At 64.5% G+C, this 13,567-nt stretch carries 10 protein-coding genes and 1 tRNA gene; 10 read left to right on the top strand and 1 reads right to left on the bottom strand.

All coding sequences use genetic code 11. The features are described from left to right. Nucleotides 1-2: 2 nt before the first annotated feature. Complete coding sequence (clpB, locus tag TACI_RS05560) at nucleotides 3-2,618, bottom strand: ATP-dependent chaperone ClpB (protein WP_012869824.1); 2,616 nt, start codon at nucleotides 2,616-2,618, stop codon at nucleotides 3-5. A 147-nt stretch (nucleotides 2,619-2,765) separates the two neighbouring features. Between clpB and TACI_RS05555 the strand changes: the two genes are divergently transcribed. From TACI_RS05555 to TACI_RS05510, 10 genes are all read left to right on the top strand, one after another. Then, nucleotides 2,766-2,840: transfer RNA gene (locus TACI_RS05555), tRNA-Gln, on the top strand. 87 nt (nucleotides 2,841-2,927) lie between these two features. Beyond that, nucleotides 2,928-4,298, top strand: a complete 1,371-nt coding sequence (glmU, locus tag TACI_RS05550; protein WP_012869823.1) for a bifunctional UDP-N-acetylglucosamine diphosphorylase/glucosamine-1-phosphate N-acetyltransferase GlmU — start codon at nucleotides 2,928-2,930, stop codon at nucleotides 4,296-4,298. Between the two features lie 16 nt (nucleotides 4,299-4,314). Next, nucleotides 4,315-5,298: a ribose-phosphate diphosphokinase gene (locus TACI_RS05545; RefSeq protein ID WP_012869822.1), complete on the top strand. Its 984-nt coding sequence runs from the start codon at nucleotides 4,315-4,317 to the stop codon at nucleotides 5,296-5,298. Nucleotides 5,299-5,369: 71 nt separating this feature from the next. Continuing rightward, nucleotides 5,370-6,011 carry a 50S ribosomal protein L25/general stress protein Ctc gene (locus tag TACI_RS05540; RefSeq protein WP_012869821.1) on the top strand — a complete coding sequence of 214 codons (642 nt, stop codon included), beginning with the start codon at nucleotides 5,370-5,372 and terminating at the stop codon, nucleotides 6,009-6,011. Between the two features lie 20 nt (nucleotides 6,012-6,031). Continuing rightward, a complete protein-coding gene (gene pth, locus TACI_RS05535; protein ID WP_012869820.1) occupies nucleotides 6,032-6,631 on the top strand; it encodes an aminoacyl-tRNA hydrolase in 600 nt (199 codons plus the stop codon). Further along, complete coding sequence (locus TACI_RS05530; protein ID WP_164925174.1) at nucleotides 6,615-9,620, top strand: DEAD/DEAH box helicase; 3,006 nt, start codon at nucleotides 6,615-6,617, stop codon at nucleotides 9,618-9,620. The genes pth and TACI_RS05530 overlap by 17 nt, the downstream gene beginning before the upstream one ends. Nucleotides 9,621-9,635: 15 nt before the next feature. Continuing rightward, complete coding sequence (mazG, locus tag TACI_RS05525) at nucleotides 9,636-10,436, top strand: nucleoside triphosphate pyrophosphohydrolase (protein ID WP_012869818.1); 801 nt, start codon at nucleotides 9,636-9,638, stop codon at nucleotides 10,434-10,436. 22 nt (nucleotides 10,437-10,458) lie between these two features. Beyond that, nucleotides 10,459-10,707: a NifU family protein gene (locus TACI_RS05520; protein ID WP_242601074.1), complete on the top strand. Its 249-nt coding sequence runs from the start codon at nucleotides 10,459-10,461 to the stop codon at nucleotides 10,705-10,707. A 25-nt stretch (nucleotides 10,708-10,732) separates the two neighbouring features. Further along, the gene (locus TACI_RS05515) at nucleotides 10,733-11,671 is read left to right on the top strand and encodes a PhoH family protein (protein ID WP_012869816.1); all 939 of its coding nucleotides are present in this window, start codon (nucleotides 10,733-10,735) and stop codon (nucleotides 11,669-11,671) included. A 4-nt stretch (nucleotides 11,672-11,675) separates the two neighbouring features. Next, entirely contained in the window at nucleotides 11,676-13,520 is a 1,845-nt protein-coding gene (locus tag TACI_RS05510) for an HDIG domain-containing metalloprotein (protein WP_242601073.1), read from the top strand. Nucleotides 13,521-13,567: the final 47 nt, after the last annotated feature.

Genomic DNA, 13,567 nt, shown 5'->3' with positions numbered 1-13,567 from the left:
GTTTACTGCTCGGAGGGGTTCTCGAAGAAGAAGGACAGCTCCCTGCCCTGGGCGTCCAAGGACACCTTGCCCCCCTCCTGCAGGTCCCCCTTGAGGATCGCCTTGGCCAGTGGGGTCTCCACCATCCTCTGGATGGCCCTCTTGAGGGGCCTGGCCCCGTAGACCGGATCGAAGCCCTGGTGGGCTATGGCCTCCACCGCCCTTGGGGTCCACTGGAGGGTCATGTTGCGGTCCTTGAGCCTCTCCGACACCTTGCCCAGCAGCATCTCCACTATGGCGCCTATCTCCTCCTTGCCCAGGGGCTTGAAGACGATCATCTCGTCCAGCCGGTTGATGAACTCGGGCCTGAAGAGGGACTTCACCTCGTCGATGGCCCTCTTGGAGGCCTCCTCGAAGGCCATCGGGTCCGTGCACCTGGACAGGTGCTGGGATCCCACGTTGCTGGTGAGGATGATGACGCAGTTCTTGAAGTCCACGGTCTTGCCGTGGCTATCGGTGACCCGTCCGTCGTCCAGGATCTGTAGCAGGGTGTTGAACACGTCCGGGTGGGCCTTCTCCACCTCGTCGAACAGGATCACCGAGTAGGGCTTGCGCCTCACCTGCTCGGTGAGCTGTCCCCCCTCATCGTATCCCACGTAGCCGGGGGGGGCGCCGATGAGCCTGGAGACCGAGTGCTTCTCCATGTACTCGGACATGTCGATCCGGATCATGTTGTCCTCCGAGTCGAAGAGGGCCTCTGCCAGCGCCTTGGCCAACTCGGTCTTGCCCACCCCCGTGGGGCCCAGGAATAGGAAGGACCCGATGGGGCGCCGGGGGTCCTTTATGCCCGCCCGGGCCCGGAGGACCGCCTCGGATACCAGCCGGACCGCCTCGTCCTGGCCCACCACCCGCTTGTGGAGGATCTCCTCCAGGCGGAGTAGCTTGTCCCTCTCCCCCTCCTGTATCCGCGATACCGGTATGCCGGTCCATCGGCTAACGATCTCGGCGATCTCCTCCGGGGTGACCTCCTCCTTGAGGAGTCTGGTCCCCCCGAAGAGCTTCTCCAGCTCCGCCTCCTTCTGGGCCAGCTCCCGGGTTAGCTTTGGGAGCTCCCCGTGCTTTAGTTGGGCCGCCAGGTTAAGGTCGTAGGTCCGCTCCGCCTCCTCGATCCGCCGCTTGGTTTCCTCGATCCTCTCCCGGATGGCCCGGATCTCCCCGATGGCGGACTTCTCCCGCTCGTACTGGGCCCTTAGGGCGTCCGCCTCGTTCCGGGCTTCCGCCAACTCCCTGCGCAACGCCTCGAGCCGCTTGGCGCTGGCGGGGTCCGTCTCCTTGCTCAACGCCGCCTCCTCTATCTCCAGCTGCATCACCCGGCGGACCGCCTGATCCAGCTCGGCGGGCATGCTGTCTATCTCGGTCCTTATGTGGGCGCAGGCCTCGTCCACCAGGTCGATGGCCTTGTCGGGCAGGTACCGATCGGTTATGTACCGGTTGGAGAGCACCGCCGCCGCCACCAGGGCGCCGTCCTGGATCCTGACCCCGTGGTGCACCTCGAACCTCTCCTTGAGCCCCCGGAGGATGGACACCGTGTCCTCCACGTCCGGCGCCTCCACCAGCACCGGCTGGAACCGCCTCTCCAGCGCCGGGTCCTTCTCGATGTACTTTCTGTACTCGTCCAGGGTGGTGGCGCCGATGCACCGGAGCTCCCCCCGGGCCAGCATGGGCTTAAGCATGTTGCCCGCGTCCATGGCCCCCTCCGCCTTCCCGGCCCCCACCACGGTGTGAAGCTCGTCGATGAAGAGGATGATCCTGCCGTCGCTACGCTTTATCTCCGAGAGCACCGACTTGAGCCTCTCCTCGAACTCACCCCTGAACTTGGCCCCCGCTATGAGGGACCCCATGTCTAGGGCGAACACGGTCTTGTCCTTTAGCCCCTCGGGCACGTCCCCCTTTAGGATCCGCTGGGCCAGTCCCTCCGCTATGGCGGTCTTGCCCACCCCGGGCTCCCCTATGAGGACCGGGTTGTTCTTGGTCTTGCGGCTCAGTATCCGGATGACCCGCCGGATCTCCTCGTCCCGGCCTATGACCGGATCCAGCTTGCCCTCCTTGGCCATCTTGACCAGGTCCCGGCCGTACTTCTCCAGGGCCTCGTAGGTGTCCTCCGGGTCCTGGCTGGTGACCCGCTGCCCGCCTCGCACCTCCGCCAGGGCCTTAAGGAACCGCTCTCTGTCCACGTTGAAGGTCTTGAGTATCCGTTTTGAGGGCGAGTCCCCGGCCTCCTTCAGGATGGCCAGGAATAGATGCTCCACCGACACGTACTGGTCCTTCATTCCCTTGGCCTCGTCCTCCGCGTCCACCAGCAGCTTCGACATCCGCTGGGTAAGGTACACCTTGCCTCCCTCCATGCCGGGGCCCGAGACCTTGGGACGCCTGGACAGCTCCCTCTCCAGCTCCTGGACGATCCCCTGGGAGGATATCCCCTCCCTCTCCAGGATCCTGCCTATGAGGCCGTTCTCCTGGATCAGGAGGGCCAGTAGCAGGTGCTCTGGATCTATGGCCTGATGGGACCTTCGGACCGCCTCCTTCTGGGCCTCCATCAAGGCCTCCTGAGACTTGTTGGTATACCTATCTAGGTTCACGGAACCTTCCCCCTTTGACTAAAACTGACGAGCAGATTATAGCCAGTGTTTCAAGCAAGGTCAATAATCCAGTGGGGGCCGTATGGCCGCTGGGAGTGGCGGGTTACTTGAACGGAGGTGCCGGGGGGGATATAATCTAGTGTCGATTGGGGTGTAGCCAAGCGGTAAGGCAGCGGACTTTGGATCCGCCATTCGATGGTTCGAATCCATCCACCCCAGCCAGAGGTTAGCGGGGGAGCCACCGGGCTTCCCCTGTTTGTTGTGTTTCGGCCCCTTGGGGCTTTAGATCGAGCGAGAGGGTGGGATAAGGTGAACATCGGAGGGCTGATCCTGGCGGCGGGGAAGGGCACCAGGCTCAAGAGCGATACCCCAAAGGCGCTGCTCCCCATCTTGGGGGAGAGCCTGGTCTACTACTCCCTCGAGGTGCTGACCGCTGCGGGGGTGAACGGCACCGCCGTGGTGGTGGGCCACATGGGGGATAGGGTAGCGGCGGAGGTGGAGTCCTTGGGCTTCGGTGCCTCCACGGTGGTTCAGTCCCCCATGCTAGGGACCGCCCACGCGGTCCTCTGCGCCATGGACTGGTGGCGGGGATTGGATCACCTGGTGGTGGTTCCGGTGGACGTGCCCCTGTTGTCCGGCAAGACCCTGCGGGGCCTGCTGGATAGGCACCTATCGGAGGGCAACCTGTGCACACTCCTGGCCTTCGAGGCGGAGGACCCGTTCGGCTACGGCCGGGTCCTGGCGGAATCCGGATCGGTTCGCATAGTGGAGGAGAAGGACGCCACCCCGGAGGAGAGGGACGTGCGGCTCTGCAACGGCGGCGTCTACGTGTTTGACGTCAAGTCCCTGGCGGAGGTCATAGGGCGCCTGGGGAACGATAACGCCCAGGGGGAGTATTACCTGCCCGACGCGGTTCCCCTTCTGGGGAGCATGGGGCGGGTGGGGGTGCAGATCTGCGGGGAATCGGAGCTGGCGGGCATAAACGACCCGGTCCAGTACGCCGAGGTCTCCGAGGCCATGAGGGTCCGGATCCTCCGCCGTCTCATGGGGGAGGGGCTCAAGTGCACGGATCCTGGGTCCACTTGGATAGGCCCCAGGGTAAAGGTGGGGTATGATGTCTGGGTGGAGCCCAACGTGACCATCTTGGGGTACTCCGCCCTGGGGGATTCCTCGGTGGTGGGTGGCATGACCTGGATGAGGGACGTGACCCTCGGGGCCCGGTGCAGGATAATAGGGCCCAGCCGGTTGGAGAGGGCCCATCTGGGGGATGACGTCCAGGTGGGGCCCTTCGCGTTCCTGCGGGATGGGGTGGAGATGGGGGACCGGTCCCTGGTGGGTCGCTTCGTGGAGATCAAGAAGAGCCGCATAGGGGAGGGCAGCAAGGTGCCCCACCTGTCCTACGTGGGGGACGCCACCATCGGCAGGGGCACCAACATAGGGGCGGGCACCATAACCTGCAACTACGACGGGGTCAAGAAGAACCCCACGGTGATAGGGGACTGGTGCTTCATCGGCAGCGATACCATGCTGGTGGCCCCTGTTAAAATAGGCGATGAGGCCACCACCGCCGCCGGGTCGGTGATAACCCAGGACGTGCCCCCCGGTTCCCTGGGGGTAGCCAGGGCCCGGCAGAGGAACGTGGAGGGCTGGCGTCAGCGCAGCCCACAAAACAAAGCGTGAGGAAGGGTGTTGAACTATGACCGCGGGGCTTAAGGAGATAAGGGTCTTATCCGGCAGTGCGCACCCCCAGTTTGCGGAGAGCATCTGCATGAACCTGGGGGTTCCGCTGGCGGTGTGCAAGCTTTTCCGGTTCTCCGACGGGGAGATAGGGGTCTCCATCGAGGAGAGCGTGAGAGGGGCGGACGTCTACCTGGTCCAGCCTACCTGCAACCCGGTGAACGAGAACCTGATGGAGCTCCTGGTGATGATAGACGCCCTCAAGAGGGCCTCCGCCTACAGGATAAACGTGGTTACCCCCTACTTCGGTTACGCCCGTCAGGACCGGAAGACCCGATCCCGGGAGCCCATCACCGCCAAGTTGGTGGCCAACCTGCTGAGCGTGGCGGGGACCAACCGGATGATCGCCGCGGACCTTCACGCGGGACAGATCCAGGGCTTCTTCGACATACCGGTGGACCATCTGACCGGGGTGCCTCTCCTGGCATCCTACTTCAAGCGGACCCTCAAGGAGGAGATAGATCAGGAGCAGGTGGTGGTGGTATCCCCGGACATCGGCGGGGTCGTCAGGGCCCGGAGCTTCGCGGGGCACCTGAGCGCCGACCTGGCCATCGTTGACAAGAGGCGCTCCCACGAGGTGGCCAACTTCTGCGAGGTGATGGAGATAATCGGCGACGTGAGCGGAAAGGTGGCCATCCTGGTGGACGACATAGTGGACACCGCCGGCACCCTGGTCAACGCCGCCAGCGCCCTCATTGAGAAGGGGGCCAAGCGGGTCCTGGCCTGTGCCACCCATGGGGTCCTGTCCGGCCAGGCCATAGATAGGATCAAGGGATCCGTGATCGAGGAGCTGGTCCTTACGGACACCATACCTATGAGCCCCGAGAAGGCTTGTGATAAAATAACCACTCTGTCCATAGCCCCGCTCTTCGCGGAGGCCATAAGGCGGATCCACTCGGATCACTCGGTTAGCATACTGTTTCATCAGCGTCCAGTGCGCTGATTTGTGAACAGAAAATTAAAAAAGTAGGCGGGCCGGTAGCGTCCGGCCCCGTCAGAGGAGGCGGACGAGCTATGAAGGAAAGGGTTCAGGTGCAGTTCAAGTCCCGGGAGGGCCTGGGCAAGGGGGCCTGCAGGAAGCTTCGCAGCGAGGGCATGGTCCCTGCGGTGGTCTACGGGCCGGGCTATCAGTCCGGCAAGCCGGGCTTCGTGAACGAGCGGGAGGTCTACAAGGTCTGCGGCACCGACACCTGGGAGACCACGGTGATCGAGCTTAACGTGGACGGCAACCCTGAGATGGCCCTCATCCGGGAGATACAGCGGCACCCGCTTACCCGTGACATCGTTCACCTTGACTTCCTCCAGATGAAGAAGGATCACAAGGTCCGGGTCCAAGTGCCGGTCCACCTGATGAACAAGGGAATCTGCGTGGGGGTGAAGCAGGGTGGCGTGCTGGAGCAGCACCACCACGAGATCACCGTTGAGGTCTTCCCGGAGGACATCCCGGAGCGGGTGGACATCGATGTGAAGGGCCTGGAGCTGGGCGCTGAGGTCCGCATATCGGACCTCAACCTGGGGGACAGGATACATTGGGCGCTCCCCACCGACACGGTCATAGTGGCGGTCCGCTCCCCGGAGGAGGAGTCCGAGACGCAGGAGGGGGAGGCCCAGGAGGTGGAGGTCCTGGCCAAGGGCAAGGCCAAGAAGGGCGAGTAGCCCACCGGCTGGAAACCTAGATGAGACTCATTGTGGGCCTGGGCAACCCAGGCCCTCAATACGTTTGGACCAGGCACAACGTGGGGTGGCTCGCGGCGGACCACCTGGCCCAGTCCCTCGGGCTCGGCTCCCCCCGGGAGAGGTTCGACTCCCTCCTCTGGGATCGCTTCGCCCTGGATGGGGAGCCCTGTTGCCTCATGAAGCCCACCACATACATGAACTTGAGCGGCAGGGCGGTGGCCCAGGCGGTCAGGTTCTACAAGCTGGATCCCCAGGACGTGATGGTCATATACGACGACGTGGCGCTTCCCTTCGGCCGGCTCCGCATGAGGGACCGGGGTAGCGCCGGCGGACAGAAGGGGATGGGGTCCATCATAGGGGCCCTGGGCACCCTGGAGATCCCAAGGATCCGGGTTGGGGTCGGATCCCCTCCAGATCCGAGGATGGACCTGGCGGACTGGGTCCTGTCCAGGCTCTCGCCTCGGGAGGTGGCCTCCTGGCCCAAGGTGGCCCAGGGGGTCCATGAGGCCCTCTCCCTCTGGATCCGGGAGGGGGTCCAGAGGGCCATGTCCAAGGTCAACGCCAAGGGGTTCTGTCCCGTAGATGACCCGTCCGCTTGACTTTATGATCCCCCGGGGGATCGCCCGGGCCATAGGATATGGCCGGCTTCCGGTCCCCGACAGGTTCGTGGTGATCCTCCCCGGATGGTCCGATGTGGTCACCCTCTCCTCCGACTTGGCCTGCCTGGGCCGGGAGGTGTCTCCCCTGCTGCCTCCGGTGCCCCTGGGGGTGAAGGAGGGAGTTCAGGCCCACCTGCTCCACCGGGGGCGGGTGCTGGAGGATTGGATCCGTCTTGGGGGGGGGCTGATCACCTCCGCTGCTGGGGCGGTGCTGCCTGCCCTCTCCCCTTCCGGGCACTTCCAGCTCCGCAAGGGGGACCGATGCAGGTCCTCGCTCATACATTGGATATCCTCCCAGGGCTACGAGCGGGTTCCGGTGGTCTGGGCCCCGGGGCAGTGGGCCCTAAGGGGGGCCCTGGTGGACCTGTTCCCCCCGGGGGATAGGGCCATCCGGGTGGCCTTCGACGACGACCTAGTGGAGGAGATCCGGGTCTTCTCCCCCGAGACCCAGCGGGCGGTGGCCTCCCTGGACTCCTGGGAGATGGGGGGGCTCAAGGGGGGAAGGAGCCTAACCCTTCTGGACGTCCCGGTCCCCTTCGGCCTGGTGGTCTTCGAGCCCGGCCAGGTGGAGATCCAGTGCGAGTCTGCGGTCTGGCTTTGGGAGCAGATGAGGGAGGAGATCCACTCCCTTCCCGGTGCGGCGGACTGGTCCTCCCTGGCCTCGAGGGTGCAGGGGGTGATCCGGGTCTCCTCCTCCCAGGGGGATCCCTCCGCCATGCTGGAGCGGGTGCCCAACTTCGCCGGACGGCTTAAGGAGGCGGAGGGATTCGTCCTGGACATGAGGTCCAAGGGCTTCAGGACCCTATTCCTGGGCAGTACCCGGGGCTACGTGGAGTGGGCCGCCGGCTGCGGTATGGAGGTCATTCGGGGTTCCGCCTCCGAGGGGGCGTTGGACCTGTCCGAGAGGGTTCTGTACCTCTCAGAGGTGGACGTGGCGGGGGTTCGTCCCCCCTCGTCCCCGGCGGGCAAGCCCCCGGCGGACGTCTTGGACTCCCTCATATCCGGGGACCTCATGGTCCACGAGGACTACGGGGTATGCCGCTTTCTGGGGATCGAGATGATCGAGCAGGGGGGCGTCCAGCAGGACTACATAGCCCTTGAGTTCGCCCAGGGAAAGCGGTTGCTGATGCCCACCTACCGGATAGCCAGGCTCTACCGTTACGCGGGGGATCCGGCGGAGGCGGAGCTGGACTCCCTGAAGCGGGGTCGGTGGAGCCGCAGTTACCAGGAGGCCAAGGAAAAGGCCCGGGAGGCGGCGGAGCGGCTCCTCTCCGCCCAGGCCAGGCGTCACTCCGCCCGGGGCATCGCCTTCGATCCACTGGAGAGGGAGATGGAGGAGCTGAGGTCCACCTTCCCTTACCGGGAGACGGTGGATCAGGTCCGGTGCTGGGAGGAGATAAGGGCGGACATGGAGCGGCCGGTTCCCATGGACCGGCTTCTGGTGGGGGACGTGGGCTTCGGCAAGACCGAGCTGGCCCTGAGGGCCGCCTTCAAGGCCGCCATGTCGGGTTACCAGGTGGTGGTGGTGACCCCCACCACCCTCCTGGCCTCTCAACACCTGTCCACCTTTGCGTCCAGGCTATCCCCCTTCCCCCTGCGGGTGGAGGCCCTCTATCGCTTCGTCCCCCGGAGTCGCCAGGAGGAGATCCTGAATGACTTCGCGGAGGGGCGGGTGGACATCCTGATAGGCACCCACCGGATCCTGGGGGACGACGTCCGGGCCAGGAACCTGGGGCTCATCGTGCTGGACGAGGAGCATAGGTTCGGAGTGATGCAGAAGGAGAGGTGGAGGGAGCGCTTCCCCGGGGCGGACGTGCTGATGCTCTCCGCCACTCCCATCCCAAGGACCCTTCAGCTGGCCTTGGGGGGGTACAAGGACATATCGGTGATGACCACGCCACCGGTGGATCGACGGCCGGTGGTGACCGTGGTGTCCCCCTGGCAGGACGAGCTGGTGAAGGGGGCGGTGTTGAGGGAGCTCAGCCGGGGTGGGCAGGTGTTCTGGGTGCATAACCGGATACAGTCCATGCACCGGGCATTCCTGCGAGCCAAGGCCCTGCTCCCCGGGGTCCGGGTGGAGATGGCCCACGGCAGGATGAGGGACTCGGAGCTGGAGTCCCTGATGGCCCGCTTCGTGGAGGGAAGGCTGGACGTGCTGCTCTGTACCACCATAATAGAGAGCGGCCTTGACCTGCCGAGGGTTAACACCATAATAGTCGAGGACGCCCACCGGATGGGTCTGGCCCAGCTCTATCAGCTCCGGGGGAGGGTGGGTCGCAGGTCCGATCAGGCTTTCGCCCTGTTCCTCTACCCCCGGGGGGCTGAGGCGGGCAGGGCCCTAGAGAGGCTTGAGGCCATAGGGTCCCTGGAGGAGCTGGGTTCCGGCTTCCACCTGGCCATGATGGACCTGTCCATCCGGGGCGGCGGGGAGCTGTTGGGAACCGCCCAGCACGGACACGTATCCAGCCTCTCTCCAGAGCTCTACTTCCAGATGCTGGAGCGTGAGGTCACAAGGCTCAAGGGGGGAGCGGAGCTGCCCCCGGTGGAGTGGGGCTACTCCCCCTCGATCCCCGAATGGTACGTGGAGGACCAGCCCCTGAGGGTCAGGCTCTACCGTCGGCTGTTCCTCCCGATGGATGCCTCGGAGCTGGACCAGCTACGGGATGAGATGGTGGACCGGTTCGGTCCCGTGCCTCACCAGGTGGAGGAGCTGATCCTGGCGGCGCGACTAAGGGTGCTCCTGGCTGGGTTGGCGTCGGAGATCACTATAGGTAGAGATCAGGTTCAGGTCCGGTTCAGGGATTCGGCGGCGGTGCCCAAGGGGCTTCCTCCCATTTGGCGCGTCAAGGGTGTGGTGACGGTGGGGCCCGCAGGCGTCCGGGGGCTCTCGGAGCTGATCGAGGCCCTGTCCAGGTGGGTTACCGTTTGAACTGGAGGTGTTGGTTTGAGCTCCTCTCTTGGGTGCAAGGTGGAGAAGCTGGTGTCGATAATGGAACGTCTCAGGTCCCCCGGCGGCTGTCCTTGGGATCGGGAACAGACCCTGGGATCCCTCAGGAGATATATAATCGAGGAGGCCTTCGAGCTGGTGGAAGCCATAGATCAGATGGATCTTGGTGCCATCCGGGAGGAGGCGGGGGATCTGCTGTTGCAGGTGCTGTTCATATCCCAGATCGCCAAGGAGCAGGGGGACTTCAATCTGGGGGACGTGGTGGACGGGCTGGTCAACAAGTTGATTCATCGGCACCCTCACGTGTTCGGTGACGTTGAGGTGTCGTCCGCTGAGGAAGTGAGCCGCAACTGGGAGGCCATAAAGTCCCGGAAGCGGATCCAGGAGGATAGGGACGGGTCCGCCATGGCGGGGATCCCCAGGGGGTTGCCGGCCCTCTTGAGGGCCCTTAGGATCCAGGAGCGGGCCGCCAAGGTAGGGTTTGACTGGGGTCCAGGGGACCAGGGGCCGGTGCTGGATAAGATCTCCGAGGAGGTCCAGGAGGTTCTGGAGGCCCTCTCGTCCGGTGAGGTGGATCGGATGAGGGACGAGGTGGGTGACCTGCTGTTCGCGGTGGTGAACCTGGCCCGCCGGACGGGGATCGACCCCGAGGAGGCCCTCAGGGGTTCCTGTGACAAGTTTGACCGGCGATTCAGGGCCATGGAGGGCATGATCTCCAGCCCGGGGGCCATGTTGGACATGTCCCTGGAGGAGCTGGACTCCCTCTGGGAGAGGGCCAAGGAGTCGGAGGGGCGCTAGCCCCCTGATCGATAAAGACCATATGGAAGGTGTGATCCAGTTGGAGGAGCAGATCAAGAAGCTTATCGAGGAAGAGATAAGGCCCGCCCTTCAGTCCCACGGGGGCGACATAGACTTCAAGGGCTTCGACCAGGCCAGTGGGGTGGTAACCGTGGCCCTCACCGGGGCCTGTGGGACCTGCCCGTTCGCCCAGGAGACTTTGAGGGTCCAGGTGGAGCAGGTCATAAGGCGTTCGTTCCCGTCGGTGACCGCCGTCAAGCGGGAAGGCTAGATCGCATCGCATGGACGGTAGCCCTTTGAGCATCAAGGTCCCACCGTTCCCGGGGCAGGACAGGGTCCTGGAGGAGCTGGAGAGGGGCCTTTCGGTTCAGATCCTCCACCGGGGGGACTCGGTGACCATAAGGGGAGGGGAGGAGGCGATCCGGGGCGCCGCGGAGCTCCTGTCTCGCATATCCGCCCTGGGGGACGATCTCCTTCCCCTGGATCCTCACGTGCTCAGGGAGGCCATGGAGGAGGTCCGCCGGGGGGGCCCTCCCAGTTCCCTGGAGGATGCCCGTGGCCTGGTGGTATACCAGACCGCCAAGGGCCGTCAGGTGAGGCCCCACACCAAGGGTCAGAGGGATTACGTCAGGGCCCTTACGGCCAGCGACGTGACCTTCGCCATCGGCCCCGCCGGGACCGGCAAGACCTACCTGGCGGCGGCCTTCGCCCTATCGATGCTCAAGCGGGGGGCCATAAACAGGATAGTCCTGGTGAGGCCCGTGGTGGAGGCGGGGGAACGGCTGGGCTTCCTGCCCGGGGACATAATGGAGAAGGTGGAGCCCTACCTTCGTCCCCTGTACGACGCCTTTTTCGACCTCCTGAGCCCCGACAAGTTCATGAGGTTGCTGGATCGCAAGGTGATCGAGATCGTCCCCTTGGCCTACATGAGGGGGAGGACCCTGAACGACAGCTTCATAATACTCGACGAGGCCCAGAATACCACCCCGGAGCAGATGAAGATGTTTCTCACCCGGATGGGCATGGGCTCCAGGGCGGTGATAACCGGGGACGTAACCCAGGTGGACCTGCCCCAAGGTAGGGAGTCGGGGCTTGCGGGGGTGGAGGCCATATTGGGGGGCATAGAGGGGATATCCTTCGTGCGCCTCTCCGCCGCCGACGTGGTGAGGCACCCCATAGTCCAGAAGATAGTGCGGGCCTACGAGGACCATGAGGGCAAGGGGAGAGAGGCTTAAGGGATTGAGGCCCGTTGGGGGCCTCAATCCCTTGGACCCCCAGGGGGGGTGGTTTGTCCTCTTGGCGGTGACCCTCTTCGCCCTGGGGGTGCTGTCCAACTGGTGGCTGATCGAGAGGCCCCGGGGGTTCATGGTGGGGGAGCCCGCGCCGGTGACCTACAGGATCAGGACCTCCTGGCTCAGGGGGCTGGGGGTCAAGGACGTCATGTTGGGCACCGCCAAGGTTCTCCTGGAGTCCCCGGAGGACGTCCTCTCCCCTCGGCTCCTGGGGCTCATCATGTCAATGGACGGACCAAGGCGGGGCAGGATAATAACCTCCTCCGCGGCGGTGGTCGAGATGGCCGCCGCGGGCCGGCTGGACCTCTCGGACCGTCGGTCGGTGGAGGCGGCGATCTGGAGCATGGTTGACCGGCTCCAGATGGACCAGGGGGACAAAAACGTGGTCTTCCAGGTGGTCCTGGAGGTGGTGGAGTCCGCTGAGTCCGCTGGTTCGGTGGGCAGCGTCATCGCCTACGAGGGTCAGATGATAAACGACGGACTGGCCAGGCTGCTGATGTCCGAGGGTTACCGGGACAGGTCGTTCCCCTGGAAGAGATTTGCTTGGTCCCTTCTGGCGGTGATGGCCTGGTCCGCCATGAGCTGGTCCCTCTTCTCCCGATCCACGGGCGGCAGGGACGACATGAAGCCCCGGCAGTGGTGCTTCGTCCTCTCGGTGGTGATCCTCTGCTGGGGGGTGCAACTGGTGCTCTCCTTCTGGCTCATGGACCTGATGTTCCCTGCCGCCCTGGCCTCCTGGCTGTTCCTGACGTTGCCGGTGGCCCCCGCCTTCGGCCTCTCGTTGGGTTGGGGCATAGTGGGTGCCATAATATGCTTCGTCTACTTCCCCCCCCTTGCGGCGGTCCAGGTAGTCCAGGCGGTGCTCTCCTCCGGCTTGGGCTACGTGCTCCTCAAGGGCAGCACCTCACGCCTCTCCCTCCTTGGAAGGCTGGTCTCCTACTTTGCCCTGATAGCCGTGGCCTCCATTTTCGTCCGATGGGGCTTCGGGGCCCCCATGGACATGAACCTGTTCCTGACTTACGGGGTCCTGTCCCTCCTGTGCCCCAGCCTGATCCTGGCCCTGTTGCCCCTGTGGGAGAGGCTGTTCGGCGTCATCTCCCCCCTCATGCTGATGGAGCTGAGCCACCCCTCCAGCGCGCTTCTGAAGCGGCTCCAGCTGGAGGCCCCTGGCACCTACCACCACTGCCTGACGGTGGGCACCATAGCGGAGGAGGCGGCGGAGCGGCTGGGGCTGGAGGGCCTCCTGGTCAGGGCCGGGGCCTACTATCACGACATAGGCAAGCTCCGCCGGCCCAAGTTCTTCATCGAGAACCAGGTGGGGGAGAACGTGCATGACGGACTGTCCCCGTCCCTCTCCGCCCTGGTCATCCTCTCCCACGTAAAGGACGGCCTCGAGATGGCGGATCAGTACGGCCTGCCCGACTTCGTAAAGGACTTCATCTCGGAGCACCACGGCACCACCTGCCTGGCCTACTTTTACCGGAAGGCCAAGTCCATGGGCGAGGATGTCCCCATCGAGCAGTTCTCGTACCCCGGGCCGCCCCCCCGGAGCAGGGAGACCGCCCTGGTGATGCTGGCTGACTCGGTGGAGGCGGCGGCCAAATCCATGGGATCCAAGTTGGACGACCCATCGGAGCTGGAGGGGATGGTGGAGGAGGTAATAAAATCCAAGCTGGACTCCCATCAGCTCGATCAGGTGGACTTCACCATACAGGACATGAGGATCATAAGGGACTCCTTTGTGAAGACCCTGAGGTCCATGAGGCACACCCGGGCGGTCCGCCCCGTCTGAGCGGACCCTGGAGGGCCTACCATCGTTTGGATTGTGAGTGATCGTTT

The organism is Thermanaerovibrio acidaminovorans DSM 6589, assembly GCF_000024905.1.
In the GTDB taxonomy this organism is placed as follows: Bacteria; Synergistota; Synergistia; order Synergistales; family Synergistaceae; genus Thermanaerovibrio; species Thermanaerovibrio acidaminovorans.
The sequence above is the reverse complement of the archived record's forward strand: the minus strand, read 5'-3'. Positions and strand labels throughout refer to the sequence as shown.